This is a genomic window from Sphingomonas sp. PSPC2-2 (assembly GCF_049897725.1).
Lineage (GTDB): Bacteria > Pseudomonadota > Alphaproteobacteria > Sphingomonadales > Sphingomonadaceae > Sphingomonas.
In genome coordinates, this window is record NZ_JAFCWU010000004.1 from 364711 (window position 1) to 391453 (window position 26743).

Below are 26743 nucleotides of genomic sequence, written 5' to 3' on the forward strand. Positions count from 1 at the left end.
CCCAAGCCGTGGCCGCCCGCCAGCCCGCCTTGCTGCAAGACGGGCTTTCGCCTATAGGCTGCCCGTTTTTCAGGCAGATCCCATCCCGTGACTTCGCGTACCCTTGCCCCTCTGAACGTCGGCCCCGTGACGATCGCGAGTCCCGTGATCCTCGCGCCTATGACCGGCGTGACCGACATGCCGTTCCGTACGCTGGTGCGGCGCTATGGCTCGGGCCTCAACGTCACCGAGATGGTGGCGAGCCAGGCGGCGATTCGCGAAACGCGCCAGTCGCTGCAAAAGGCGGCATGGCATCCGATCGAGGATCCGGTATCGATGCAGCTCGTCGGCTGCACGCCCTATGAAATGGGCGAAGCGGCGAAGCTGAGCGAGGATCGCGGTGCCGCGATCATCGACATCAACATGGGCTGTCCGGTGCGCAAGGTCACCAATGGCGATGCGGGCTCCGCGCTGATGCGCGATCTCGACAATGCCGGTGCGATCATCAAGGGCGTGGTCGAGGCGGTCAGCGTGCCCGTCACGCTGAAAATGCGGATGGGCTGGGATCACAGCAGCCTCAACGCGCCGCAACTGGCGAAGATCGCGCAGGATCTGGGGGTAAAGCTCGTCACCGTCCACGGGCGCACGCGCAACCAGATGTACAAAGGCAATGCCGACTGGGCGTTCATCCGCTCGGTGAAGGATGCGGTGACGATCCCGGTGATCGCCAATGGCGACATCTGCTCGATCGAGGATGCCGAGGCGGCGCTCGACCAGTCGGGCGCGGACGGCGTGATGATCGGGCGCGGTTCTTATGGGCGGCCATGGCTGCTGGGCCAGGTGATGGAGTGGTTCGCCAGCGGCCGCCGCGTGGCCGATCCCTCAATCGAGGAACAATATACCGTGATTGCAGAGCATTACGAAGCGATGCTCAGTCATTACGGGAACGAGACCGGCGTCAATATGGCGCGCAAGCATATCGGTTGGTACACGCGCGGCCTGCATGGCTCTGCCGAATTCCGCAATCGCGTGAACCAGATCGCCGATCCGAAGGTCGTTCAGGCGATGCTCGCCGAATTTTACGCGCCCTGGTGCAGTCGCGCCGCCGCGTGAACACGGCCGCCGGTCCCGATTTCGCAGACTTGTTTGCCGCGCTGCCGGTGGCGGTGCTGGTGGTCGACCCCGAGTCACGAGTTGCCCATGCCAATGCCGAGTGCGAAGCGCTGCTCAATCTGTCCGAGCGCGCGATGCTGGGACAGCCATTGGCGTCGATCCTGAAGGCACCGGAGGACGAAAATCCGCGCGACAATCACGGTTTCGCGGCGTTCGATGTCGAGATCGCGCTCAAGCGCGGCGGCAAGGTGCGCGTCGATTATATCGAGTCGCGGATCGCCGATTATCCCGGCTGGCAGACGATCACGCTGCATCATGCCGCCACCTCGCGCCGGATGGGGCACAATGCCGATCGCGCGTCGGCTGCGCGCGCCGCAATTGGCGCGGCAGCGATGCTGGCGCATGAAATCAAAAACCCGCTCTCGGGCATTCGCGGCGCGGCGCAATTGCTGTCCAAGGGCAAGGGTGCGGCGGAACTGACCACGCTCATTACCACCGAAGTCGACCGGATCGCGGCGCTGATCGACCGGATGCAGGATTTCACCGATACGCGCCCGTTGCAGCTTGTGCCCGAGAATATCTATCCCCTGCTGGATCATGCCCGGCGCGTCGCGCTCGCCGGTTTCGGGCGGCATGTGGTGATCGAGGAACGCTTCGATCCGTCGCTGCCGCCGGTCCAGATCGACCGCGACGCGACGCTGCAAGTGGTGCTCAATTTGCTCAAGAATGCGAGCGAGGCCGTGCGCGACCAGGCCGATGCGCGGATTACGCTGGCCACCGCCTATCGCCACGGCATGGCAATTGCGCCCGCCCCCGGCAAACCCCGCCGACCACTCCCGATCGAAATTTGCGTGATCGACAATGGCCCTGGACCACCCGCCGATATTGCCGAACATCTGTTCGACCCGTTCATTTCGGGCAAACCCGAAGGGCAGGGGCTTGGCCTTGCGCTTGTCGACAAACTGGTGCGCGATATGGGCGGGATCATCCAATTTGCGCGCGAAGGAACCCCGCCGATGACCGTGTTTCGCATCATGCTGCCGCGTGGGGGTGCATGACCCGCACCGGACGGATCCTCGTCGTCGATGACGATGCCGCCATCCGCACAGTGGTTGGGCAAGCGCTGAAACGCGACGGCCACCGCGTGATCGTCGTGGCGACGGTCGCCGAGGCCGAAGTGCACCTTGCCGCGACAGCGCCCGACGTATTGGTCACCGACGTGGTCCTACCGGACGGTAACGGCCTCGATCTGGTCGAGCGCGTTGTTCAGGCGCATCCGGGCTTGCCGGTGATCGTGCTGTCGGCGCAGAACACGTTGACGACGGCGGTGCGCTCGACCGAAGTCGGCGCGTTCGATTATCTGCCCAAACCATTCGACCTCGACGTGCTGTCCCGCACCGTCCAGAGCGCGCTCGCCCGGGGGGCGGGGGCAGTGGCCGATCCGATCGAGGCCGAAGATCGCGCGCTGCCGCTGATTGGGCGGTCGCCGGCGATGCAGGACGTGTATCGCATCATCGCGCGCGTCGTTTCTAATGACCTCACCGTGCTGATCTCGGGCGAATCGGGCACCGGCAAGGAACTGGTTGCGCGCGCGATCCATGATTTGGGGCCGCGCCGCCGTTCGCCCTTCATTGCGCTCAACATGGCCGCGATCCCGCGCGAACTGATCGAAGCGGAGCTGTTTGGCCATGAGCGCGGTGCCTTTACCGGCGCGCAGGCGCGATCGGCCGGGCGGTTCGAGCAGGCGGCGGGCGGCACGTTGTTCCTCGACGAAATCGGCGACATGCCGATGGAGGCGCAAACGCGGCTGTTGCGCGTGCTGCAATCGGGCGAGTTCACCACCGTCGGCGGTGCCCGCACGATCCGCGCCGACGTGCGCATCGTTGCGGCCACCAATCGCGATCTCGCGCAGTTGGTGACGATCGGCCAGTTTCGCGAGGATCTGTTCTATCGCCTCAACGTCGTGCCGGTGCTGCTGCCTGCCTTGCGCGCGCGGCGGCAGGATATCGCGCTGCTCGCGCGCCATTTCCTCGACCGCGCAGCCGAGGACGGCTTGCCGCGCAAGCAGCTCGATCCCGACGCGATCGCCGTGATCGAGGCCTATGACTGGCCGGGCAATGTCCGCGAGCTGGAAAATATGATGCGGCGCATTGCCGTACTGGCGCGCGACGAGCGGATCGATGCCGATGAGATGCGCGCCATGTTGGGTGGCGCACTGCCGTTGGTACCGATGATTGGCGATGCGGGAATCGAAGCGGCCATTCGCGCTCGGATCGAGCGGCTGGCGATAGAGGAACCCGCCGCGCTTGACGATGGAACGCTTTATGACCGAATCATCGCCGAAGTGGAGCGGCCGCTGATCGAGGCGCTGCTGGCGCGTCACGGCCAGAACCAATTGCGAGCTGCGCGCGCCTTGGGAATCAATCGCAACACGCTGCGCAAACGTTTGGATATGCTCGGTATTGCCCCCTGAACGGGCGACGAGCCGGGCTCACCCGGTTCGAACTTGAGATCGGCGGCGTCATTTGTGTGTTTTCCTTGCAACGCGGGCGTTGTAGGAATGTCACGATGAGTGAGTCTGTGCTTTCGGTTCCGTTAAGGGGCGGCGTGCCGCCCCGGTTCCATGTCACGCGCTTTCTGGAGCTGGCGGTGCTCGCCATCGCGATTGTAATCGCGGCAGCCAGCTATCTGTTCATCGCGCGCGGGAGTAGCGCGGATGCGCTGTTAAGCCCGGCTCTGGTGGCTTCACTGTTGCTCGCCAATTTGCTGCCCGGCATTGCATTGCTGGTGCTGATCGGGCGCCGCATCGCGATGCGGCGTGCCTCGCGTTTGCCGATCGGCGGGCGTGGTCGGTTGCACGTACGGCTGGTTGCGCTTTTCTCGATCATTGCGGCGGTGCCAACACTGTTCGTGGTCATCTTCGCCTCGCTGCTGTTTCAATATGGCGTGCAATTCTGGTATTCCGATCAGGCGCGCAGCATGATCGAAAATGCTACTGGCGTTGCAACGACCTCGTATCAGCAAATGCTCCAACGTTGGCAGGTTGCTACGGTTACCGCCGCGCAGGATATTTCCGAGAATTTTTCAGAAAAGGTAAGATCTCCAGATTTTCCCGAATATTTTGGAAAATACCAGATTTTTTACAGAAGCTTTTCGGATGGTTTTCTTTTTATATATTCCCCGGACGGCAAATTTCATGAAATCGTCAACCTGAACCCGGACAAGCTCGATCTGGCGCGGGAGGTGACGCGTGGAGACATTCTGGATGTCCAACAGAAGGTGCCCAGCATTACCACGGTGAACGGCAACCGCATCAAAACGCTGGTGCCGATCCCGGGGACGACCAATGTCTATTTGCTGACCGTCGCGATTTCGGACGTCCGCGTGATGGAAGCGCAGTCGAAGCGCAGCGCGGCAGTGCTGTCCAGCTATCGCGACTTTCTCGCGCGTTCGCGATCGCTGCAGCTGAAGTTCAACGCTGCGTTGCTCGGAATTTCGCTACTGATCATCGCCATCGCCGTATGGATCGCGCTGGAAGTTGCCGATCGCATCGTGCGTCCACTCGGCGCGCTGGTGGCAGCGGCGGATCTGGTTTCTACAGGCGATTTTACCGCGCGCGTGCCGACGCCCAAAACCGACGACGAGATCGGCACGTTGACCAGCGCCTTCAACCAAATGACCGAGCGCCTGCAAGCGCAGACCGGTGCGCTGGAAAGCCGTCGCGCCTTGATCGAGGCGGTGATGTCGGGGGTCACTGCCGGCGTCATCTCGGTCGCGCCCGACGGGACCGTCCGCCTGATCAATCGTTCGGCCATCACGCTGCTGGATGGTCCTGACGATATGCCGGTCGGCAAACCGCTGAAGCTGATCGCGCCCGAATTGGCGGCGCTGCTCGACGGACAGGATCGCGAAGCGATCATCGAGATCGGCACCGGTAATGACGCGCGCACGCTGGCGGTCAAGGTCACGCGGGCACACGAAGGGCCGATCCTGACCTTCGACGACATCACCGGGCAACTGCTCGACCAGCGCCGTGCCGCCTGGTCCGACGTCGCACGCCGCATCGCGCATGAAATCAAGAACCCGCTGACCCCGATCCAGCTCGCCGCGGAACGGCTCCAGCGGCGCTATGGCAAGCAGATCGACCCGGACGACACCACCTTTGCGCGCCTGACCGATACGATCATTCGCCAGGTCGGCGACTTGCGACGCATGGTCGATGAATTCTCCTCCTTTGCGCGGATGCCCAAACCGGTGTTCCGGGAGGAGTCGCTGGTCGATCTCGCTCGCCAGACACTGTTCCTGCACGAAGTCGCGCACCCCGGCGTCGTGTTCAGCCTGGCGCATGAAGAGCCGAGCATCATGCTGGTGTGCGACCGCCGCCAGATTAGCCAGGCTCTCACCAACATCGTCAAGAATGCGGTCGAGGCGGTTGAAGCCAATCCGGGCGCAGCCGAGGCGAGCATCACGATGACGCTGGAGGAGCGGGACGGCCGCACCACCATCACCGTCGCCGATACCGGCATCGGCTTGCCCGCCGCGCGCGACCGTATCGTCGAGCCCTATGTCACGACGCGGGCGCGCGGCACCGGCCTTGGCCTGGCGATCGTCAAGAAGATCGTGGAGGAGCATTTCGGCACGATGACCTTTGCCGACCGCCCCGGCGGCGGCACGATCGTCACCGTCAGCTTCGACACGGCGATGCTCTCCAATCTCGACACCGGCGACGGAGGCGATGGGGGCATCGCCGAAGCGCCACCCCAGCAACTCTCGCAGAACCGGACCTGAACCCATGCCCCTGGACATCCTTGTCGTTGATGACGAACGCGATATTCGCGATCTGGTCGCCGGTGTGCTCGAAGACGAAGGCTATGGCGCGCGCGTCGCGGCCGACAGCGATTCGGCCCTGGAAGCCATTTCGGTGCGGCGGCCGTCGCTCGTGCTGCTCGACGTGTGGCTACAGGGCTCGCGGCTCGACGGCCTCGAGTTGCTTGATGAGATCAAGCGGCGCGACCCGTCGATCCCGGTGCTGATGATTTCGGGGCATGGCAATCTCGATACCGCCGTTGCTGCGATCCGGCGTGGTGCGGCCGATTTCATCGAAAAACCGTTCGAGGCCGAGCGGCTGCTGCTGATGGTGGCACGCGCGACCGAGACCGAGAGCTTGCGCCGCGAGATCGCCAGCCTGCGCGCGGTGGTGGGCCGCGATACCGATTTGACCGGCAATTCCGGTGCGATCAACGGCGTGCGCGCAACGCTGAAGCGCGTGGCCGCGACGGGCAGCCGCGTGCTGATCATGGGCGCGGCGGGCGTCGGCAAGGAAGTGGCTGCTCGGCTGCTGCACGGCTGGAGCCAGCGCGCCGATGCGCCGTTCGTCGTCGTCAGTGCGGCGCGGATGACGCCCGAGCGAGTCGAGGAGGAGCTGTTCGGCATCGAGGAGGGGGGGCAGCTCGTCCGCTCCGGCCTGCTCGAACAGGCGCACGGGGGCACGCTGTTCCTCGATGAAATCGCCGACATGCCGCTGGCAACGCAAGGCCGCATCCTGCGGGTGCTCACCGACCAGAGTTTCAGCCGCGTCGGCGGGCAGCGCGTGGTCAAGGTCGATGTGCGCGTGGTGTCTGCCACCGCACGCGATTTGACGCATGAAATTGCCGAAGGCCGCTTCCGCGAAGATCTCTATTACCGGCTCAACGTCGTGCCCGTCACCATTCCGGGGCTGGCGGAGCGGCGCGAGGATATCCCTGCGCTGGTCGATCATTTCATGGCGCATTACGCGTCCGAACGGCGCGTTCCCACGCCAGCCGTCGCGCCTGACGCCATGGTGGCGCTGCAATCCTATGAATGGCCCGGCAATGTGCGCCAGCTCCGCAACATTGTGGAGCGCACGATCATCATGGCACCGGGCGACCGGATCGGGCAGATCGATCTCGATATGCTACCCCCCGATATTCTCGGCGATCCGGGCGAACTGGGCGGCGGGGCGACCGCGATTATGGGTGCGCCGCTCCGCGAAGCGCGCGAGACCTTTGAGCGGGAATATCTGCGCGTGCAGATCCGCCGCTTCTCCGGCAACATCTCCCGCACCGCCAATTTCATCGGGATGGAGCGGTCGGCACTGCACCGGAAGCTGAAGCTGCTCGGCATTACCGAGGTGCGCGAGGATTAATCGACTGGATCGGTGGACGAAACGATCGTGCATCCCTAGATTAGAGGACGGGTACACCACCTAACTCGACGCCGGAACCGGCGCGCTGCGGGAATCCCCCGCCAAGAACAAAGGATCGACCGATGGCCGACAAGCACACCTCTCTGCAAGACCTGTTCCTCAACGCCCTGCGCCGCACCAAAACCCCGATCACGATGTTCCTCGTGAAGGGCGTCAAGCTGCAGGGCATCGTCACCTGGTTCGACAATTTCTCGGTGCTGCTGCGCCGGGATGGGCAGTCGCAGCTGATCTATAAGCATGCCATTTCGACGATCATGCCGGCCAACACGGTCGACATCGATGCGATCGTCAACGCGATCGGCGAGGCGCAGAAGAAGCAGCCGCTGCTGCAGGAAATCTTCCTCAACGCGGTGCGCAAGTCCGAAGACAATGTCACCATGTTCCTGGTGAATGGCGTAATGTTGCAGGGGCAGATCGCGGCGTTCGACCTGTTCTGCATGCTGCTCCAGCGCGATGGCATGGCGCAGCTCGTCTACAAGCATGCGGTCTCCACCATTCAGCCCGCCCATCCCCTTAATTTGGCTGATGAAACAGCAGGTTCGGACGACGATTGACCACAGGTTTTGAACGGGACCGCGGCGATGTCGCGCGCGGTGCCAAGGCCGTTGTCGTGTATCCCGACACCGGTATTTCGTCGCGGGATGCCGATGCCCGGCTGGCCGAAACCGCCGGGCTGGCCATGGCGATCCATGTCGAAGTGGTCGATCGCGTTGCGATCAAGGTGCGCGCGCTCCAGCCTTCGACCCTGATCGGCAAGGGGCAACTCGAAGCGCTGGGTGCCACGGTGCGGATGGCGGAAGCCGAACTGGTCGTGTTCGACGCCAGCCTGACGCCGGTACAGCAGCGCAACCTCGAAAAGGCGCTGTCGGCCAAGGTGATCGACCGTACCGGGCTGATCCTCGAAATCTTCGGCGAACGTGCGGCAACCGCCGAGGGGCGCTTGCAAGTCGAACTCGCGCATCTCGATTATCAGGCGGGGCGGCTCGTTCGCAGCTGGACCCATCTGGAACGCCAGCGCGGCGGCTTCGGCTTCCTCGGCGGCCCGGGTGAAACGCAGATCGAGGCCGATCGGCGCTTGATCCGCGATCGCATGGCGCGGTTGAAGAAGGAATTGGAGCAAGTCAGTCGCACGCGCGGGCTGCACCGCGACCGGCGCCAGCGCGCGCCCTGGCCGGTGATCGCGCTGGTCGGCTATACCAACGCCGGAAAATCCACGCTTTTCAACCGCATGACCGGTGCTGACGTCATGGCGGAGGATCTGCTGTTCGCCACCCTCGACCCGACGCTGCGGCAGATCGCGCTGCCGGGCATCGACAAGGCGATCCTGTCGGACACCGTTGGGTTCGTCTCCGAACTCCCGACCCAGCTCGTCGCGGCCTTCAAGGCGACGCTCGAGGAAGTGGTGTCGGCCGATTTGCTGATCCACGTCCGCGACATCGCGCACCCGGATACGATTGCGCAGAAGGATGATGTCGAGGCGGTGCTGCGCGATATCGGTGTGGATCTCTCGGTTCCGCGGATCGAGGCGTGGAACAAGCTCGACATGCTCGATGGCGACGATCGCGCCGAATTGCTGGGCGAAGCCGCGCGGCGCGACGATGTTGCGGCGATTTCGGCGCTGAGTGGGGAAGGGGTGTCGGCCTTGCTCGACACCGTCGCCGCGCTGCTGACGTCGAGCCATCGCCGCTACACCATCCTGCTCGATGCGGGCGATGGTGCCGGCGCGGCCTGGCTTCACGCGCATGGCGAGGTGCTGGAGCAATCGGTCGAGGGCGAACAGGCGATCTATGAAGTCCGCATGGCCGAGCGTGATTATGAACGGTTCTGCCAGCGCTGACGTCGTCGATCGCGACCTGATCGCAGGCTGGCTCCATGCCCGCTCGATCGCGCGGGCTCTGCCGATGCCAGTGGCCGATCACGGCGGCTGGCGGGTGGACACGCGGTCGGAGCAGGAATGGTGCCGCTATGTCTTCACCGATCCGGCACCCGCGATTGCCGAGCTGGCGCAGTGCATCACTCAGCCAAGAGTCTATGTGAAGCTTTGCCAGGATGACGCTGTTTTAAGAGCGCTTTTGCCGTCACATTGGCAAATCTGTGCGCCTTCCTGGATGATGACAGCGGGGGCCACACCCCTTGCAGAAACGGGGCTGCCCGACGGCTATCTCCCGACGGTCGAAACCATCAACGGTGTCGTTCGGGTCGCGATCACCGGCGCAGACGGCGCGCTCGCGGCCAGCGGCTATGCTGCCGAAGCGTCGGGCGTATTGGTCTATGATCGCATCGTCACCAACCCGGATCATCAGCGGCGCGGCCTGGGCCGGGCGGTGATGAGCCTGTTGCAAGCGCAGCGCCGCTCAAGCGCGTCGCGCGAAGTGCTGGTCGCAACCGCGCAAGGCCGCGCGCTTTATACGAGCCTCGGCTGGTCGGTGCATTGCCCTTATGCGACCGCGGTCATTCCTGACGCGGTGCCTTGATCGCTTGCCACAAGGCTTCCTTGTCGGCGAGCGGCAGGCCGGGAAAGGCATCTCCAGCTTCCGCTTCCATCGCCTTGAAACGGCGTTCGAACTTGGCATTGGCACCGCGTAGCGCCGCCTCGGGGTCGACGCCCAATTTGCGCGCCCAATTGACCACCGAGAAGAGCAGATCGCCGACCTCATCCTCGGTCTCGGCCGGGGTGGTGGCCGCTTCGATCTCGGCGATTTCCTCGTCGATCTTGGCACGCGGGCCTTCCGCGTCCGGCCAGTCGAACCCCACGCGCGCCGCACGATTCTGCAGCTTTTCGGCGCGCAGCAAAGCGGGAAGGCCCAAGGCTACGCCGTCCAGCGCGCCCGGCGGGACGTCGGCCAGGCCCTTGGCGGCGCGTTCGGCGGCCTTGATCTGTTCCCACAGATGATGGCCGCCCTCATCGACATCGCCAAAGATATGCGGGTGACGGCGCTCCATCTTGTCGCTGATCGCCGCCACGATGTCGGGCAGCGCGAAATGCCCGGCTTCCTCGGCCATGCGCGCATGGAAAACGACCTGGAGCAGCAGGTCGCCAAGCTCGTCCTTCAGCTCGGCCATGTCGCCGCGCGCGATCGCATCGGCGACTTCATAGGCTTCCTCGATCGTATAGGGCGCGATGCTGGCGAAATCCTGCGCGACATCCCATTCGCAGCCCGACACCGGATCGCGCAACCGCGCCATGATCGTGACCAGCCGTTCGATCATCGACACGCTCCATTTCGGGTGAGGAACCGGCTCCCGCTGGCGACCTCCATCAATCCGATAATATACATTATGTTAAATTGAGGCCGTTTCATCAGAGCAAGCCTCCCAATACCGATCCAGCCCCGAAAGCGCCCTGCCACAGCACCACCAGCACGAACAGCACGCCGAAGATCGCCACCCAGGCCAGCGCCATCCTGATCGTATCGCCGAGCGGCAAACGGCGCGCCGCTAGCGCGCTGACCGGCAGGATCAGGACCAGCGCGTAAAAGACCAGATCCATGCTGGTGTCGGTCATACCTGCAGTTCCAGCCCGTCATAGGCTGGCTCGATGCCCGGTGGCAGTTCTGCCAGCAGGCTCGCATAATCCATCGACTGGTCCATATGCGCCAGCACCGCATGACGCGGCTTCAGCATCTCGATCCAGCCCAGCGCCATGTTCAACGTCGGGTGCGACGGATGCGGCTTGCGGCGCAGTGCATCGACGATCCACAGGTCAAGACCTTCATACAGCCTCGCCATATCCGGCGTCATCGCACTGAGATCGGTCGCATATCCAATCGATCCCGCGATGCTGTCAAAGCGCAAGCCGGCCGATTGGAACGGCCCGTGCGGCTGATCGACCACGCCAACCGTAATGTCCCCGATGACGACACTGTCGGGCAGCGCCTCGATCGCGACGGTCGGCGGATAATCATCCCAACCGTGGAAAACATAGCCGAAACGCCGCTTCAACGTGTCCATCAGATCGGGCCGCGCCAGCCCGCGCACCGGCCGCCCCATCGCATGGAACACCTGGCGCAGATCATCTATGCCGTGCGTGTGATCGGCATGATCATGCGTCCAGATCACCGCATCCAGCGTCGACACATCCGCCGCCAGCAACTGTTCGCGCATGTCGGGTCCGGTATCGACCAGAATGCGCGTCGTCTGCGTCTCGACCAGGATCGACGCGCGCATCCGCCGATTGCGCGGATTGGTCGGGTCGCACGCGCCCCAGTCATTGCCGATCCGCGGCACGCCGGACGAGGTGCCCGATCCCAGGATCCGCACCTTCATGCGCGCGTCTTGGTAAACAGTGCGTGAAAGTTCTCCGCCGTCGCCGCTGCCAGCGTTTCCAGCGGCTCGCCGCGCAATTTTGCCAGGAATGCGGCGGTATCGGCCACGAAGGCCGGCTCGCCCGTTTTCCCGCGATGCGGCACCGGTGCCAGGAACGGCGCATCGGTTTCGATCAGCAGCCGGTCGAGCGGCAGCCGCGCGGCGGTGTCCTGCAGATCCTTGGCGTTCTTGAAGGTCACGATGCCCGAGATCGAGATATAGAAGCCAAGCTCCAGCGCGATATCGGCAAATGCCCCGCTCGCGGTGAAGCAATGGATGACGCCGGGATAGGCCCCCTTCCCCATTTCCTCGCGCAGGATCGCGGCGGTATCGTCCTCGGCATCGCGCGTGTGCACCACGATCGGTAGTTGCGTTTCGCGCGCGGCGGCAATGTGCGCACGAAAGCTCGCGCGCTGGCGGTCGCGGTCGCTATGTTCATAGTAATAATCGAGCCCGCTCTCGCCAATGCCGACGACGCGCGGATGCTGCGCGCGTTCGACCAGCCGAGCGGTGCCGATATCGGGATGCTCATCGGCTTCATTGGGATGGATGCCAACCGTCGCCCAAACATCGGGCTCGCGCTCGGCGGTGGCCAGCACCGCATCCCACTCGCTTTCGCGCGTCGCAATGTTGAGCATGGCATGCACGCCGCGCGCCCGCGCGCGCGCCAGGATCTCATCCTGCTGCTCGCCCAACCCCTTATAATTGAGGTGGCAATGGCTGTCGGCGAACATCAGCCTTCGACCGGCGCTTCGAGCCGTGGGAACACGCCGACCGGGGCCGGCAGCGTCAGGCCCGGCGCCAGCGGGTGGCCGAGTGCTTCGAAGTGGCGCGCATCGCCGTGCTGCCCCAGCAGATCGAGCAATTTGTCCGCCCCATTGGGGATCGCCCAGCGCGCCAGAATCGCGATCCGCCGCACCGCATCCGCTGCATGATAGAGGATGGTGTCGGCGCGGGCCGGATCGGTCTTGCGCACGCTCCACGGTGCCTGATCGGCGAAATATTGGTTGGCATCGCGCGCTGCCGACCAGATCGCGTCGAGCGCGTTGTGCAAGGCCAGATCGCCCATCGCATCGTGCATCCCGGCCTCCGCCGCAGCGACGCTGGCGAGCAGCGCGTCCTCGGCCTCGGTGCGTTCGCCCGCCGCCGGCACCACGCCACCGCACGCCTTGGCAATGATCGACAGGCAGCGTTGCGCGAGATTGCCAAGATTGTTGGCAAGGTCAGCATTACAACGGGTTACGATCGCTTCTTCGGAATAACTCCCATCCTGGCCGAAGCTCACTTCGCGCAGCAGGAAATAGCGCAGCGCATCGACACCGAAGCGATCGGCCAGTTCCATCGGATCGGTCACGTTGCCGACCGACTTGGACATCTTCTCACCGCGGTTGAGCAAAAAGCCATGGCCGAACACCGCACGCGGCAGCGGAATGTTGGCACTCATCAGGAAAGCTGGCCAGTAAACTGCATGAAAACGCACGATATCCTTTCCAATCACGTGCAGATGCGCGGGCCAGAAGGTTTCGTACAGTTCGACATCGTCGGGATAGCCGACCCCGGTCAGATAATTGGTGAGCGCATCGACCCACACATACATCACATGGCCCGGGCTGCCCGGCACCGGAACGCCCCAGTCGAAGCTGGTGCGCGATACCGAGAGATCGGACAGGCCGCCCTCAACGAAGCGCAAAATCTCGTTGCGGCGCGCCTCGGGCAAAATGAAATCGGGCTGCGCGGCATATAGGTCGAGCAAAGGCTGCTGATATTTGGAAAGCCGGAAGAACCAGGTTTCCTCCGCCGTCCATTCGACCGGCGTGCCCTGCGGCGACAATTTGGCACCGCCCTCGCCTTCGACCAGTTCCTTCTCGTCGTAAAAGGCTTCGTCGCGAACCGAATACCAGCCTTCATAGCGGTCGAGATACAGGTCGCCCGCGGCTTCCATCGCTTGCCAGATCGCCTGGCTGGCGCGGTAATGGTCGGCGTCGCTGGTGCGGATGAAGCGATCGCACGAAATCTCCAGTTTCTCGGCCATTGCCTTGAAATAGCCGCTCATTTCGTCAGCCAGCGCGCGCGGGGTCAGGTCACGCTTGCGCGCTTCCTGGACCATTTTCAGGCCATGTTCGTCGGTCCCGGTCTGGAAGCGGACTTCACGGCCCAATTGGCGTTGATAGCGCGCGATCGCGTCGGTCGCGATCGCCTCATAGGCATGCCCGATATGCGGGCGTCCGTTGGGATAGCTGATTGCGGTGGTGATATAATAAGGGTCGGCCATGGCGGCCTCCTAGAGCATCGGTCGCCGCAATTGAAGCCTTGGCGCCGCTTTCAGCGTGCAAGCCGTGCGACGATCCCCGACATTTCATAGACGGTCGCCTGCGCATCGAGCGTCAGCGCGCGCGCGGTGGCGGCAAGCGTGCGGGCGGCGTCATAGCCGTCGAGCGCAATGCGCAGCCGTTCGCCGTGCCGTTCCGGGGCCAGGCCCGCGATAAAGGCGGGGGCGCGGTCGAGGAACGCCTCATAGCGCGCCTGTGCGGCCTTCAGCGCCAGCGATTTGGCGAGGCGGACGCGACGGCCGTTGCTCGGGTCGCCATCGCGCGCGATTGCCGCCAGCGCTTGATCGATGGCGGCCAGATCCAGCCCGGCAAAGCCAAGGGCGCGGCCCGGCGATCCATGCGCCATGCGGATCAACGCCGCCACTTCCGCCGGATCGGCAGCAGGAAGCTGTTGGTTCAGCACAGCCGTCATGGTGCCGTCATCCAGCGGATCGAAGCGCAACTGGCGGCAACGCGAGCGGATCGTCGGCAACAAACGCCCCGGCGCGTGGCTGACGAGCAGGAAGATCGTGCCCTCGGGCGGCTCTTCGAGATTTTTGAGCAGGGCGTTGGAGGCCCCCGGCCGTTCCAGATCATCGACCGCATCGATGATGACGACTCGCCTGCTCGACATGGAGGGGCGCGTCGCGAACATCGGGCCGAGCGCGCGGACCTGCGCGATCGGGATGCTGCGCGCGAGGTCGAGCCCGGTCTTGTCGCCTTCCTTGGGCTGCCGCGCGAGCACGCGGTAATCGGGGTGCGATCCCGCCGCGATCAATTTGCGTTGCGGGTTGTTCTCGGGCACGTCGAAACCCGGCGGCAGCTCTGCCCCCGCCCCTTCGGCCAGCAACCGCAACGCAGCCGCGCGCGCGAACGTCGCCTTGCCAATGCCTTCCGGCCCCGCGAACAGCCACGCATGGTGCAAGGCTCCGCTCGCCATTGCGGCGGCGAAGGCCTGGTGCGCGGCATCGTTGCCGAGCGGCAGCGTCATGGCAGCAGGTCGGCCACGGCGGCAAACACCGCGTCTGCGACATCGTCAATCGCTGCGGTCGCGCCGACCAGGCGGAAGCGCTCGGGTTCCTGCTTGGCAAACCGGCGAAAGGCGGCGGCGACGTCGGCGTGGAAGGTATCGCCGCGCGCCGCGAACCGATCCGCTGCAGCGCCATCGCGGACCGCCGCGCGTCTTCGTCCAAGCTCGGGCGATAGTTCCAGCACGAGCGTCCGGTCGGGCAGCAGCCCGCGTGAACCGAAGGCATGGAGCGCCAGCACGGCAGCGTCGTCAATGCCGCCAGCCACCCCTTGATAGGCGCGACTGCTATCGAGGAACCGGTCGCAAATCACCCAGCGTCCGGCCCCCAGTGCCGGGCGGATCGTCTTTTCGACGTGGTCAGCGCGGGCAGCGGCGAACAGCAACGCTTCGCTATGCGGGCTCCACCGCGCGACGTCGCCTTGCATCAGCAAGGCGCGGATCGCCTCGGCCCCCTCGCTGCCCCCGGGTTCGCGCGTCACCAGCGTTTCGATCCCGCGCATCGCCAGCGCATCGGCGAGCAAGCGCGCCTGGGTCGATTTGCCCGCTCCCTCGCCGCCTTCCAGCGAGATAAAACGCCCGATGCCCGTCATCGGCTCAAGCGCCGAACAGGCTCATCAACCCGGCCCAGGCCCGCCCGAAAAAGCCCGCCTGCGGCACGTCGTTGGCGGCCACCAGCGGAAGCCGCTCGGCGGGCATCCCCGGTGTTACCACCACCAGATCGGCGATGTGCTGCCCGGCCTTAATCGGTGCCTTGATCGGCCCGTCATAGCTGACCGTCAGCCGCATTTCGCCCGCCGTGCCGGCAGGCACCGTCGCGGAGAGATCGCTCGGCGCGACGAGCCCAACCTTGTTGGAGGTGCCGAGCTGCACCTCGGCGGTTTCGATCTGCTTGCCCTTGGCGAGGATCGGCTTGGCCTGCCACGCGCGAAAACCCCATTCCATGAACTTGACCGATTCCTCGGCGCGCTGGCCCGACGTGCCCAGCCCCGCCAGCACCATCACCAGCCGACGGCCATTCTGCTGCGCCGAGCCGGTAAAGCCGAAACCGGCTTCATCGGTGTGCCCGGTCTTGAGCCCGTCGGCACCGCTCACCCGACCGAGCAATGGATCGCGATTGGCCTGGTCGATCGGCTTCTCGCCGCCCAGCGTCTTGCCCCAGGTGAAGCTGCGCAGCGAATAGAAGCGCTTGTAGAGATCGGGATAATCCTGGATCGTCGCGCTCGCCAGCTTGGCGAGATCACGCGCGGTCACATAGGTGACGCCATTGTCGGGCCAGCCATTGGCGGTGCCGAAATGGCTGTTGCTGAGGCCCAGCTTGGCCGCCGCGCGGTTCATCCGTTCGGTAAAGGCCGATTCGGTGCCCGAAATCCCTTCCGCCAGCACGACGCAGGCATCATTGCCCGACAGCGTGACGATGCCCTTGAGCAAATCCTCGACGCTGACATTCTCGCCCGAGGACAGGAACATGGTCGAGCCTTGCGAATGCCATGCGCGCCACGTTTCGGGGCGCACCGGGAATTTGGTATCGAGCTTCAATTCGCCCGACTTGATCATCTGGAAGGCCACATAGACCGTCATCATCTTGGCCATCGACGCGGGCGGCATCCGGCGGTCGGCATCCTTCGAATACAGGATCGCGCCGGAGGACAGGTCCTGCAGATAGGCGACCGGTGCCGGCGTCTGGAACTCGGGTGCGGCCACGGCCGGACAGGTCGCGGCGACGGCGATGAGGGCAGCGGCGGCGATCAGTTTTTGGCGGGAAAGCATCAGGTCCGGTCTCGTTTTTTAGTCGGTGTGGAGGATTTGCGCGTCACCATAACCGTGCCGGGCGGCCCCGTCACGCGCGCGCTGTGCGCTGGCTTTGTCGCCAAAGGGGCCCAATTGCACGCGAAAAAGGCGTCCGAGCGGAACAACATGGCCGCCCAGGGCGTGCGCCATCGCAGCGGCTCGCTCCGCCGATGACAAAGCGGCGACCTGCACGACAAATCCGCCAGCCGTAGAGGGAACCGGTATCGATGGAACCGGTGCCGGCTTTGGCTTGGCGAGCGGCTTGGGCGCTGGCGCTTTGGGCATCGGCGCTTTGGCGGGGACCGCACGCGGCACCGCCGGTGTTCCCTGCGGCATCGGCACTTTGCGACGCAGCGCCGTGAGCAAAGCTGGCGGCGCATCCAGCCGCGCCGATGCCGCCTGTCCCGCGCGCAATGCCGTCTGATCTTGCGGGCTGGCCACCACCGCCCGCACCCGCACCGGAGCCCGGTCGCCAACCCCCAATGCCTGCGCGGTCGCTGGCGACAGCGAGACCACCGCCCTGCTGGTGTCGCGCGCGACCACCAGCGCCAGGATCGTCCGCCCCGTATCGAGCGCGGTGATCTCGACCGGTGTGCCCGGCGGGACATTCGGATGCGCGACCGCCATCGTCACCGCGCTCCACTGCGGATCGACCGGCAGCGATGACACGGCCGCGAAACCGACGCTATCGTCCCGCACTTCGCCCGAGGTGCCGCGCGGCCCATCGCCCGGCGGCAAATCGCTGGCGGCGGCGATCGCGGGGGGCGAGGAGACGTCGTGAATTTTGGGTGCGCCGCGGTGCTGAGGGGGCGGCATCGCCTGCCCGCCCCCGCTTACCAGCGCCAGCGCCACCAGCACGCCCATCTCAGCGCTCCACGGCATCGGCCAGCAGGCCGACCGACAAGGCATAGAAATTGGAGCAATTATAATCGAGGATCACCCGGTAATTGCCCGTCAGCAAGTAGGCCGTGCGCCCGGGGCCATCGGGTTCGAGCAACGTCGCCAGCACCGAATCGCCCGGCCAGTCGCGCGTCAGCGGGACAAGCCCCAGCCTGCGCCATTCGGCCATCGTTTTCCACGCGCTGTGGCGCGCGAACACTTTTAGACAGCGCGGCGACAGCAAGCGATTGGTCACTTGGCTGCGGTCGAACGTCGCGGGTACGGAGACTGCGAGGCCCCACGGTTGGCCCGGTCTCCACCCCGCATTCGCGAAATAATTACCGATGGAGGCGAGCGTGTCGGCCCGGCTCGCCCAAATGTCGACCCGGCCGTCGCCGTCGCCGTCGCGCGCGAGGCGCAAATAGACCGACGGCAGAAACTGCGGCCCACCCGTCGCCCCTGCCCAACTGCCGACGAGTTGCGCGCGCGATACGCCGCGATCCATCATTTGCAGCGCGGCGATGAACTCCTCCGCAAACAGATCGCGCCGCCGCCCCTCATAAGCGAGCGTCGCCAGCGCACGCGGCAGATCGAACCCGCCCATAACCCGGCCATAGCTCGTCTCATGCCCCCAGATCGCGACCATGATCGATTCGGGCACGCCGATCTGCTGCTCGATCCGTTGCAGGCGCGACCGTTCGGCCTGATAGGCATTGCGACCGTTGGCGATGAGCGCGGTCGTGAGGTGCTGCGCCTGATACGGCGCGAAATTGGGAACCCCGGCATTGGGATTGGCCCCCGGCTGCGCACGATCCAGATCGATGACGCGCTGGTTGAGCGTCAGCGTAGGAAGGACCGCGTCAAGCGTTGCCCTGCTCACCCCCCGCGCCAGCGCCTGCGCGCGCAGGGTCTGGAGATAGGCCTGAAACCCCGCTTCATCCTGCGCCGCTGCCTGCCCGATCATGGTGAAGCACGCGCCCACAACGGCCAGCGCGATGCCAATTCGACGCCCAAAAATACTGGTTCCTCGCATCCTCCGACCTTGGCACACCGGCCTGCCCACATGAACCCCTAAAGGCCCGATACCGACCACAAACCTTGCACATCTCGTCCCGTCGCCGCTAAGCGGGGCATCCGCTGCAAGGTTGGCCTATGAGAGTCGGCTGGCCGTTGTCGCAGACCGACGGGAAGAGTGTCCGAGTGGTTTAAGGAACCGGTCTTGAAAACCGGCGAGGGTGCAAGCTCTCCGTGGGTTCGAATCCCACCTCTTCCGCCAAGGCTTTGTGCCGGGTTGTCTCATTTAGCTCCAAAGCGACTCGCCCGCCCTCGGTAAATGCCTTGCGGGTTGTCTCATTCGACATCATTGAGCGACAGCACAGCGCAATCGATTCGGGGGCACTTCTGGGGCACCGGTTGCTGCTTGTGGGGGCACCGCATGTTGACCGACCTAGCCTGTCGCCGCGCGACGCCCAAGGAGAAGCCATACAAGCTCGCGGACGCTCGCGGGCTTTATTTGTACGTGCTGCCCTCGGGCTACCGCTCGTGGCGTTGGAAGTTTCGGTTCGCGGGCAAAGAAAAGCGGATGGTGTTCGGGCCATATCCGGAGATTTCGCTGATCGAGGCGCGCGAACTGCAACAGGCAGGTGCCCGCCTGCTGCGCACAGGTGTGGATCCGTCGATCGACAAGCGCCAGCGGAGTGCCGCCCAGGCCAGCAAGGCCGGAATCACCTTCGCGCCCCTGGCGCGGGAGTGGCACGAGAATCAGAAACACCTGTGGTCGGCGAAACACGCGGCCGACGTGCTGAGCCAGATGGAGCGCGACGTCTTCCCGAAGATCGGCAAGCTGCCGATCGCGGACATCACCCCGCCCTTGGTGCTGGAAGCGCTGCGCGCAATCGAAACGCGCGGTGCAATCGAGACGGCACGGCGCGCGCGCCAGCGGATCTCGGACGTGTTCGTCTTGGCGATCGCGAGCGGGATTGCCGAGTCGGACCCGGCAGCGGGCCTCGCGCCTGCCATGAAGAAACTGATCAAGGGCAAGTCGCCCGCGGTGCGGACGATCGCGGACGCGCGGAAGGTGCTGGCGGCGACAGAAGCGCAGCCCGGCCATCCGCTGACCAAGCTCGCTTCGCGATTGCTCGCGCTCACCGCAGTGCGGTCCGGCGTCTTGCGCGCAGCCGAGCCGCACGAGTTCGAGGATCTCGACGGGGAAATGCCGCTCTGGCGCATTCCTGCGGCCAAGATGAAGCTGGTCGTCGAGCGCAAGCGCGACGTAGCCTTCGAATTTCTGGTGCCATTGTCGCCCGAGGCGGTCGAGACGGTGAAGGTCGCGATCGCGTTCTCGCGCGGTGCCCCGCTGATCTTCCACAGCGTCCGCAGCACGCGGCGGCCGATCAGCGACAGCACGATCAGCAAGGCCTATCGCGACGCGGGCTATTCGGGCGTGCATGTTCCGCACGGCTGGCGATCGACCTTTTCGACGATCATGAACGAGCTGGCGGAGGAACGGAATCGCGTTGGCGATCGCGCGATCATCGATCTGATGCTGGCGCACGTTCCGTCGGGCGTGGAGGCGACGTACAATCGCGCCGCTTATATGCCCCGCCGTCGCGATCTGGCGCAGGAATGGGCGACGATGCTGGTCGGCGAGCTTCCGCCGGCCTCTTCTTTGCTGGACGGTCCGCGACGCAGCTGATCGGCGGTGCGCGGTGAGCGCGCCGACAAAACCGGCTGGCCTCGCCGCCGCCAACCAGGCGCGCGCGGAACGCCACACCGTTCGCAGCCTGATCAAGGGCGTCGGCTTCAGCTTCGAAGGCAAGCGGCGCGGCAGCTGCGCCGTGCTTGCGACCAGTCGGCTCGCTGGCGAGGCCGAGCTCCGCAACTGGCGGCACCACAATGTCTTCCCACGCGTCGAGAAAGAGGAACGCCTGCAGCAGATCTTCGCCTGGGCCGACGAGCATAAGGCCAAGGGCCGGCCCTGGGGGCTGCTGTCTCCCAAGGAGAAGGTCATCTTGAAAGTGCTGCACGACGCGCGCGACTATCTGACGGGGCGGCTCGACTTCGCCTATTCGCAGATCTGCGCCATGGCGAAGTGCTGCACGCAGACGCTGAGCGCCGCGATCAAGAAATTCGAGCGACTGCACCTGGTCGAGAAATGGCGGCGCATGGTGCCGATCGTCGGCGGCGAGCTCGGGAGCGCGCGCAACACCCAGATCAACAACGCCTATTTCCTCAAACTCCCGGGCGAGGTCGCCAAACGCGTGCGCGATGCGCTCGAGAAGGTCTCGTCCATCGTGTTGCCGCCCGTACAGCCTCCCAGGCAGCCCACAGAGCACGAGCTTGCCGCCCAGGCCACAGCGCGTGCCAAGTCGGCCGGAAGCGACCGCACAGCCGCCTCGCGCCACGAGCATTACGCAAATAGTGCCGTCGAGGGCATGCACGCCCGCCGCGCCGCCCCCGCTTTATCGTAGCTTCGCGATTCTAGTGATCAGAGAGTCCACCACCTCAGGAGATAAATAAAAGGAACGCCTTCGGCGTGCGCTATTGATCGCCCCTTCCCCCGGTGCAGACGTCCGACCTGGACGGCAACCCGATCGCCCAGCTTGGCGGTCGGGCTTTTGGCTATCGGGGGGCGAGAGCATGAAGCGTGCCACCCTGCCCTCGGGTATGGCGCGTTGTGCACGGTCAGAACGGGCGCGATCCTCAATATCGGCCGATGGTTATCCGATCAGGATCTCGGCCCATTCCTCGAGCAGCGCGCGCCGCGCGATGATGTGTTTGGCGCGGTTATAGGCGAGCTCCACCTTTTTCATGTCCTTTGGCATGTGGCCCAGCGTGCGGTCGATATCGGCGCGACATTCCGGCCGCCGCTCGTTCATGACGGTGGAGAAACTGGCGCGCCAGCCATGTGGGACGTGGCGGCCACCGAAGCCCGCGCGGAAATAGAGCTCGCCGATCGCGCCGGCACCAATTGGTTGAGCGCCAGCCCGCCCGGGAAAGACGAAGCTCGATGGTTCGCCCGGCACCGCCATTCTCGCGCGGATCGCGCGCAAAATTGCAGCGGCGGGCGCGGAAAGCGGCACGATATGATCATTGGCGGGGTCGCGCTTATTTGCCGCACCGAGTTTCATCCGCGCCGCCGGCACGCGCCAGATCGGCGCGTCGCCATCGAGGTCCTCGACTTCGCACCATTCCATCCCGCGGAGCGCCGCCATGCGCACTGCGGTCAGCGCGAGGAAACGCGATGCCTGTCGTAGGATCGGCGCGGCATCGAGCGTATCGACGTTGGCGACGAGCGCGCGCAGCTCGGCAACCTCGACCAGCGCGGCCTGGCGGCCGCTTGCTGGCGCGGCCGCGAGCGCTTCGCGGACGTCGGCCGGGTTGTCGATCGACGTCCAGCCCTTGGCCCGCGCGAACTCGAACACCGCCTCGATGCGCTGCCGCAACCGTCGTGCCGTCTCGATCGCGCCGCGCGCCTCGACGCGCTCGAGCACGTCGAGCACCATCGGCCGCGTGATCGATTCCAGCGCGATCGCGCCGATCGCGGCGAACACATCGCGCTCGAGGCTTTCGATCACGTCGACCGCGTGCACCGGCGACCAGCCCGACGCGCGATGCGCGTGCCACGCCCGCGCCGCGCCCTCAAAGCTGGTGACGGCGGACGCGTCCGGCCGAGGATCCTCGCCGCGCGCAATCGCCGCGCGCGCCACGTCGCGCCTGGCGCGAGCTTCGGCAAGCGAGATCGCGCCAAAGGTCAACGTCTGCTCGCGCCCGTCCTGGTCGCGATAGCGCAGCCGGAAAGATTTGGTGCCGGTGGGGGCTACATGCAGATACAGCCCCTGCCCGTCCGCCATCTTATAGGCGCGCGCCTGCGTCTTCGCGGCTTTCACCACGGCGTTGGTCAGCATATGATGCTCCTGGGGACTGGAGTTTTGCGATGGAAGATCACGGGCTCGGCGCGGCAATGACGATGGCGCGGATCGTGTTTGAGCAGTCGAGCCGGCGGTCCGGCCAAACTGAAGGGTTGCTGCAGCGCGCGCGCGCTGGCGACGTCATTGTCGTCATCGCCCCGCGCGAAAGGATGCGGCTCGAGCGTAAGTTGAAAGAAATGGGGAAGGCCGACATCAAGGTCGTGGTAATGACGCCTGACCGAAACCCGATGGAACGCGGTGGGACGAACCGGGAGGGCGCAACCCTATTCGATCACACCTGGATCGAGGCGTGGTGGACGCGGAAAATCCAAGCGATCCGGGACGAGCTCAACGGCATCGAGGACGCGATGTCGACCAAGCCTCAGCCCCCGGCGAGCGAGAACGACATGGCCTGGCGCTTCTTCGAATATGAGCATCGGAGATGATCTTCGGTGAATATCCATGCTGCGGTGGCGACCTGGCCCTGTCTATGCCGGACAAGAGCCCGGCCTACATGCCAGAGGACTGCCCCCACTGCCGCGCGAAAGTCTGGCATCGCCTCAGCCGCGTGGAGAGCGCCTCATGGATTGAGGCCGACTTTCTCGCCGAGCACGATGTGGACGTTTCCGCTAAGACCGTCATCCCGAAGCCTGGGACGGAGGCGGAGGCATTCGACCGGTACAATCGCATCGGTTGGCGCGATGATCCGGCGTGGGCGTACCTTAATCGCTCTGAAACCGACGCCCGGTAATACGAATTTCTCGCCGCCTCGCCCGGCCGGCAAAGAATCGCCGGGCTACCCCTATAAAATGGCGGAGGCACCCTCCGCCCCGGTCAAAAAAAGGCACAGAAATCTGCGGATTTCGAGAGCGAGAATGGGCATAATACCCACTCTCGCTCGTGCGATACCCACGTTTTCAGTTTTGGACGATCAATTCGGTCATCCGTTTCGCACCACCGGTCGACGCGGTCGAAACCGACCAACTTGTCTCGACTTCGGCGATCGCAAAGCGGGCGAAGGTAGCGCGGATGAAGGGCGTGTCGTTGATCGATAGAACGAAGCGACCACGAATACCGGCAAGCTGATCTGCCATCGCGAGATAATGGTCGTGGCCGAACTCGAGCCCGTATCCCGTTGTCCCATCATAGGGAGGATCGAGAAAGAACAGCGTCGCCTCACTATCGTAGCGCCGGATGACTTCGGCATAATCAAGCTGCTCGACCGTCACCGGTGCGAGGCGATCGCGCAGTAGTTTGAGCTCGGTGTGGAGCTTGGCCTGGTTAAATCTTGAGCTGCTACGATGATCGACGCCGAAGGAGCGGCCGACGACGCAGCCGCCGAACGCCAGGCGCTGGAGGTAGAGAAAGCGGACCGCTCGCTCGATATCGGTCAGCAGCCGTGGATCCAGGCTGCTTTGCCGCTGAAACTCAGCGCGGCTGGCGATCAGCCAGCGCAGCTCGGCAACAAACGGCTCATAATGACGCCTGATCACCCGGAAAAGGTTCGCCACATCACCCGACAAGTCATTGATCACCTCGACCGGTGCCGCCTTCGGCCGACGGAGAAAGACCCCGCCAATCCCGACGAAGGGTTCAACATAGGTTCTGTGCGGGATCGCATCAATGATGGCGGTGAGACGCTTGGCGAGGTTGCGCTTGCCTCCAAGATAGGGCGCGGGTGGGCGAACAGCGATTGACGCATTCATTCAGGCTTCGTCCTTTGGGGAAAGAAGCACGTCGGCTACGCGCGCTGATGGTAGACGATCGGGCGATCGCCGAAGGCCTGGCCGATGGTGTCGGCAGCAGGATTGGTGCAGCGGCGTCGGCCGCAAGTTTTGGAGGATCGCTGCGCGGCCAACCGACCCGAACCGGGTGGTTAGCCGCGCAGGAACACAGGGAACCACGCCCTGCATATTCCCCCGAAGGGTCTTTTATTTTGCAGGCCACCCGGCGAACCGGTGCCTGCGTTCAACCGCGCGCGCGGGCCACTCCTAACGGCTAAGCTCAGAGCGGCAGGCCCACTATGCCACGCGTCGACCGGTCAGAACAACCCTAGGAAGCGCTTGCGCGGTCGCGCAGCCTTGAGGGCAGCGGACCACTGGGCGTCGCACGACGTCCCGATCGCCTTCGCGGTGCGCTTGTCGATATTGGCCTTCACCAGCTGGCCAGTCTGCGCCAGGCCGAACGCACCGTCGCCACCCGCGCTACCGTCGATCAGCGCCAGTTGCGCCCCCGGCGTCGGATCCAGCAGGCCCGACGCCAGCAGGATCTTCATGCACGGGCTGGCAGCCTGGGTCAGCACGGTAGAGGTCGTCATACAGGCAGAGGTTGCGGCGCAGAGCATCAGCGACGCCATGCACCGCCACGCCTGCATCGGGTGCTTGTCGAACATCGATCTGTCCTTTCTGGACCTGCACATCCACCTCGACCTTTTGCCGGGCGGCATCGTTGATTTGTGGGATCGCGGCGGTCGCGATGTCGCCGGTGGCCTGGCCCAGCGAGGCATCGACCTTGGCCTGGCCAACCTTCGCCGCCATTTGGCCCGGGCGGATCACAATCCACCAGAACGCCGCGCCGATCGCCGCGGCGACAGCGAGCCCAAATATTACGCGGAAAACCCAGTTGGCGGAACGCACCTGCGGCAAAGCGTCCTCGGCCAGTTGCTCGACTTGCGTCACGATCGTCATGCGCGCGCTCCCCGACATTTGCGGCGATCGACGTTGCCGATGCGCTGCGCAAGCCAGCCTTTGAGGAACACGCCCAGCTTCGGATTGGCGCGAACAAGGCGGACATATTCGGCGCTCTGCTGGCGATCGAGCGCGTCGAGCGTGGCGATGCAGAGCGCACCGGCACCGCGCCGCACCTGGCAGGCGCGATAGGCGGCGATCGTCCCGGGCCCAACGCGACCATCAACGGTCAGCCGCGTGCCGCAAAGCGCGTTGATCGATTGCTGAAACCAGGTCGACGGGCGCGCTGGCCCCATATTGACCGTGGTATCGAACAATTCCTCGGTGACGGCCGCGTCGACTGGCACCAACGCGGCATAGCCCGGCTGCACGAGATAGCGATCGTAATAGATGCTCTCGGCGACGGCGCGTGGCAGCGTGCGCATCGGGCCAGTATAGCCGCTCTGCGTCGCCGTCCGTCGCGTGATGCCCATATTGGTTTCGCCGCCGGGATCGGCCGGGTGATCGACATAGCCGCCCTCGATCGCGATGACGCCGGAGATCATCGCGACGATGACCGCCGCAAACTTCGCTTTGCCGACCGGCTGCCGGGAGGCGGCATCATTTGCCATCGGTCGGCACCTTGCGCGTGATGCGCGCGACGGCGATCGCGACCAGCAGCAGGATCGGGAACGATCCGGTCACCCACGACGGGAGCAGCGCGCGCAGATCCTGTGGCATCGCGTTCCAAATCTCTGTGGCGGTGCCGGGAAAGGCCTGCACGAACGCCTCGATCAGCGCGCCGATCGCGGCCAGGCGGATCGAGGTGAAGGTATAGGCACGATGCCAGTCATCGATGAGACGCGCGCACAGCCAGGCGCGCCACTTTGCGAGCAGCGTCATCGGATTTCCTTTCGAAGGTCGGGGCGTGAGGGTTAGGGCGTGCTGGCCATCGCCGCCTGCAATTCGCGCCGCAGCAGAGGCGGTCCATAGGTCAGCAGGATTGTCTCAAGCTGGACGATGCGGTTGTTGAGGCCCGCGATCTCGAGCCGGTGCTTTTCCTCGGTCTCGTCACGCTCTTTTTCGAGCTGCTTGATCCTCGCATCGCCGAAGACGCGCCAGATAAACGTGCCGACCGTCATCAGGGCCGCAGTGGCAAACGTCGCCCCCGCGCCAAAGGCAAGCGCCAGCGCCCCGCCCTGCGGGCCGGTGTAATCGATATCGTGCATGTCTGGCTCCGAAAGATTGGTGAGCGGGCAGTACGGGTGGATCGCCGCCATGGGGTGGGCAGGCTGACGGATGCCCGGCTATACAGTGGCCAGCGATTTACCCGGGTGGAGCCCTCACGTCAGCTGGAGCTCGTCGATGTAGCCGCCACCCGCCATCGTCGCGCCGATCAGCGTGATCACGATTGCGGCTGGTGCCCACCAGTCTTTCCATGTCGGAGCACGCGGCACTTGTGCGCTCACGCGGGCACTATCTCAAACCGCTCGGTCGGCGGTACCGTCGTATCGTCCCATAGCTGCGGATGAACCGGG

The 26743-nt window shown here is 64.8% G+C and carries 29 protein-coding genes, 1 tRNA gene and 1 pseudogene; 13 read left to right on the plus strand and 18 right to left on the minus strand.

What is annotated here, in order from left to right:
• The first annotated feature begins 87 nt into the window (after positions 1–87).
• The 8 genes and pseudogenes from dusB to ACP7BY_RS10115 all read left to right on the plus strand — a co-directional run bounded on the left by dusB (position 88) and on the right by ACP7BY_RS10115 (position 9792).
• The gene (gene dusB, locus ACP7BY_RS10080) at positions 88–1092 is read left to right on the plus strand and encodes a tRNA dihydrouridine synthase DusB (protein WP_137902326.1); all 1005 of its coding nucleotides are present in this window, start codon (positions 88–90) and stop codon (positions 1090–1092) included.
• Complete coding sequence (locus tag ACP7BY_RS10085; RefSeq protein WP_052192547.1) at positions 1068–2150, plus strand: two-component system sensor histidine kinase NtrB; 1083 nt, start codon at positions 1068–1070, stop codon at positions 2148–2150. The genes dusB and ACP7BY_RS10085 overlap by 25 nt, the downstream gene beginning before the upstream one ends.
• Complete coding sequence (gene ntrC / locus ACP7BY_RS10090) at positions 2147–3565, plus strand: nitrogen regulation protein NR(I) (protein ID WP_126847402.1); 1419 nt, start codon at positions 2147–2149, stop codon at positions 3563–3565. Before ACP7BY_RS10085 ends, ntrC begins: the two co-directional genes overlap by 4 nt.
• A gap of 95 nt (positions 3566–3660) precedes the next feature.
• Positions 3661–5880, plus strand: a complete 2220-nt coding sequence (locus ACP7BY_RS10095; RefSeq protein ID WP_249340787.1) for a sensor histidine kinase — start codon at positions 3661–3663, stop codon at positions 5878–5880.
• A gap of 4 nt (positions 5881–5884) precedes the next feature.
• Entirely contained in the window at positions 5885–7258 is a 1374-nt protein-coding gene (locus ACP7BY_RS10100) for a sigma-54-dependent transcriptional regulator (RefSeq protein WP_137902325.1), read from the plus strand.
• Positions 7259–7356: 98 nt separating this feature from the next.
• A pseudogene (gene hfq / locus ACP7BY_RS10105) lies at positions 7357–7872 on the plus strand (RNA chaperone Hfq); the annotation flags it as partial.
• A complete protein-coding gene (gene hflX / locus ACP7BY_RS10110; RefSeq protein ID WP_033967216.1) occupies positions 7869–9155 on the plus strand; it encodes a GTPase HflX in 1287 nt (428 codons plus the stop codon). The pseudogene hfq and the gene hflX, both read left to right, overlap by 4 nt.
• On the plus strand, positions 9133–9792 hold the full coding sequence (locus tag ACP7BY_RS10115; RefSeq protein WP_033967218.1) for a GNAT family N-acetyltransferase: 660 nt from the start codon (positions 9133–9135) through the stop codon (positions 9790–9792). Before hflX ends, ACP7BY_RS10115 begins: the two co-directional genes overlap by 23 nt.
• Here the strand turns inward: ACP7BY_RS10115 and mazG are convergent.
• The 10 genes from mazG to ACP7BY_RS10165 form a co-directional block, all read right to left on the minus strand.
• Positions 9770–10528 carry a nucleoside triphosphate pyrophosphohydrolase gene (mazG, locus tag ACP7BY_RS10120; RefSeq protein WP_033967219.1) on the minus strand — a complete coding sequence of 253 codons (759 nt, stop codon included), beginning with the start codon at positions 10526–10528 and terminating at the stop codon, positions 9770–9772. The genes ACP7BY_RS10115 and mazG overlap by 23 nt on opposite strands.
• A gap of 91 nt (positions 10529–10619) precedes the next feature.
• Entirely contained in the window at positions 10620–10823 is a 204-nt protein-coding gene (locus ACP7BY_RS10125) for a hypothetical protein (protein ID WP_033967221.1), read from the minus strand.
• Complete coding sequence (locus ACP7BY_RS10130; RefSeq protein ID WP_033967222.1) at positions 10820–11584, minus strand: MBL fold metallo-hydrolase; 765 nt, start codon at positions 11582–11584, stop codon at positions 10820–10822. Before ACP7BY_RS10130 ends, ACP7BY_RS10125 begins: the two co-directional genes overlap by 4 nt.
• Positions 11581–12357 (minus strand): TatD family hydrolase, encoded by a 777-nt coding sequence (locus ACP7BY_RS10135; RefSeq protein WP_137902324.1) that lies wholly within the window; start codon positions 12355–12357, stop codon positions 11581–11583. The genes ACP7BY_RS10130 and ACP7BY_RS10135 overlap by 4 nt, the downstream gene beginning before the upstream one ends.
• Positions 12357–13895, minus strand: a complete 1539-nt coding sequence (gene metG, locus ACP7BY_RS10140; protein ID WP_126847424.1) for a methionine--tRNA ligase — start codon at positions 13893–13895, stop codon at positions 12357–12359. Before metG ends, ACP7BY_RS10135 begins: the two co-directional genes overlap by 1 nt.
• A gap of 50 nt (positions 13896–13945) precedes the next feature.
• Complete coding sequence (locus tag ACP7BY_RS10145) at positions 13946–14923, minus strand: DNA polymerase (protein WP_033967224.1); 978 nt, start codon at positions 14921–14923, stop codon at positions 13946–13948.
• On the minus strand, positions 14920–15552 hold the full coding sequence (gene tmk, locus ACP7BY_RS10150) for a dTMP kinase (protein ID WP_137902323.1): 633 nt from the start codon (positions 15550–15552) through the stop codon (positions 14920–14922). Before tmk ends, ACP7BY_RS10145 begins: the two co-directional genes overlap by 4 nt.
• Before the next feature lie 4 nt (positions 15553–15556).
• On the minus strand, positions 15557–16729 hold the full coding sequence (locus ACP7BY_RS10155) for a D-alanyl-D-alanine carboxypeptidase family protein (protein ID WP_033967226.1): 1173 nt from the start codon (positions 16727–16729) through the stop codon (positions 15557–15559).
• An 18-nt stretch (positions 16730–16747) separates the two neighbouring features.
• Positions 16748–17614, minus strand: a complete 867-nt coding sequence (locus ACP7BY_RS10160; protein WP_137902410.1) for an SPOR domain-containing protein — start codon at positions 17612–17614, stop codon at positions 16748–16750.
• 1 nt (position 17615) lies between these two features.
• The gene (locus tag ACP7BY_RS10165) at positions 17616–18593 is read right to left on the minus strand and encodes a lytic murein transglycosylase (RefSeq protein ID WP_249340786.1); all 978 of its coding nucleotides are present in this window, start codon (positions 18591–18593) and stop codon (positions 17616–17618) included.
• Positions 18594–18815: 222 nt separating this feature from the next.
• Here ACP7BY_RS10165 and ACP7BY_RS10170 point away from each other — a divergent pair.
• The 3 genes from ACP7BY_RS10170 to ACP7BY_RS10180 all read left to right on the plus strand — a co-directional run bounded on the left by ACP7BY_RS10170 (position 18816) and on the right by ACP7BY_RS10180 (position 21099).
• Positions 18816–18905, plus strand: a tRNA-Ser gene (locus ACP7BY_RS10170).
• 159 nt (positions 18906–19064) lie between these two features.
• A complete protein-coding gene (locus ACP7BY_RS10175; RefSeq protein ID WP_033967228.1) occupies positions 19065–20324 on the plus strand; it encodes a tyrosine-type recombinase/integrase in 1260 nt (419 codons plus the stop codon).
• A 13-nt stretch (positions 20325–20337) separates the two neighbouring features.
• Positions 20338–21099 carry a hypothetical protein gene (locus ACP7BY_RS10180; RefSeq protein ID WP_033967230.1) on the plus strand — a complete coding sequence of 254 codons (762 nt, stop codon included), beginning with the start codon at positions 20338–20340 and terminating at the stop codon, positions 21097–21099.
• 249 nt (positions 21100–21348) lie between these two features.
• Here ACP7BY_RS10180 and ACP7BY_RS10185 read toward each other — a convergent pair whose 3' ends face one another.
• Positions 21349–22536, minus strand: coding sequence for a tyrosine-type recombinase/integrase (locus tag ACP7BY_RS10185; protein WP_137902321.1), 1188 nt, complete (start codon positions 22534–22536; stop codon positions 21349–21351).
• A gap of 62 nt (positions 22537–22598) precedes the next feature.
• On the opposite strand from ACP7BY_RS10185, the gene ACP7BY_RS10190 reads away from it, so the two are divergent.
• Both ACP7BY_RS10190 and ACP7BY_RS10195 read left to right on the plus strand, forming a co-directional pair.
• Positions 22599–22985: a hypothetical protein gene (locus ACP7BY_RS10190; RefSeq protein ID WP_249340785.1), complete on the plus strand. Its 387-nt coding sequence runs from the start codon at positions 22599–22601 to the stop codon at positions 22983–22985.
• Complete coding sequence (locus ACP7BY_RS10195; RefSeq protein ID WP_033965704.1) at positions 22982–23290, plus strand: hypothetical protein; 309 nt, start codon at positions 22982–22984, stop codon at positions 23288–23290. Before ACP7BY_RS10190 ends, ACP7BY_RS10195 begins: the two co-directional genes overlap by 4 nt.
• Before the next feature lie 166 nt (positions 23291–23456).
• On the opposite strand, the gene ACP7BY_RS10200 is transcribed toward ACP7BY_RS10195, so the two are convergent.
• From ACP7BY_RS10200 to ACP7BY_RS10230, 7 genes are all read right to left on the minus strand, one after another.
• The gene (locus ACP7BY_RS10200; RefSeq protein WP_137902320.1) at positions 23457–24245 is read right to left on the minus strand and encodes a DNA adenine methylase; all 789 of its coding nucleotides are present in this window, start codon (positions 24243–24245) and stop codon (positions 23457–23459) included.
• A 335-nt stretch (positions 24246–24580) separates the two neighbouring features.
• The gene (locus tag ACP7BY_RS10205; RefSeq protein WP_010402983.1) at positions 24581–24814 is read right to left on the minus strand and encodes a hypothetical protein; all 234 of its coding nucleotides are present in this window, start codon (positions 24812–24814) and stop codon (positions 24581–24583) included.
• Positions 24744–25226: a hypothetical protein gene (locus ACP7BY_RS10210; protein WP_137902319.1), complete on the minus strand. Its 483-nt coding sequence runs from the start codon at positions 25224–25226 to the stop codon at positions 24744–24746. Before ACP7BY_RS10210 ends, ACP7BY_RS10205 begins: the two co-directional genes overlap by 71 nt.
• Positions 25223–25837 (minus strand): glycoside hydrolase family 108 protein, encoded by a 615-nt coding sequence (locus ACP7BY_RS10215; protein WP_137902318.1) that lies wholly within the window; start codon positions 25835–25837, stop codon positions 25223–25225. The genes ACP7BY_RS10210 and ACP7BY_RS10215 overlap by 4 nt, the downstream gene beginning before the upstream one ends.
• A complete protein-coding gene (locus ACP7BY_RS10220) occupies positions 25827–26108 on the minus strand; it encodes a hypothetical protein (RefSeq protein WP_033967431.1) in 282 nt (93 codons plus the stop codon). The genes ACP7BY_RS10215 and ACP7BY_RS10220 overlap by 11 nt, the downstream gene beginning before the upstream one ends.
• A 32-nt stretch (positions 26109–26140) precedes the next feature.
• Complete coding sequence (locus ACP7BY_RS10225) at positions 26141–26434, minus strand: hypothetical protein (protein ID WP_033967432.1); 294 nt, start codon at positions 26432–26434, stop codon at positions 26141–26143.
• 114 nt (positions 26435–26548) lie between these two features.
• Positions 26549–26674 carry a hypothetical protein gene (locus tag ACP7BY_RS10230; RefSeq protein WP_269430365.1) on the minus strand — a complete coding sequence of 42 codons (126 nt, stop codon included), beginning with the start codon at positions 26672–26674 and terminating at the stop codon, positions 26549–26551.
• Positions 26675–26743: the final 69 nt, after the last annotated feature.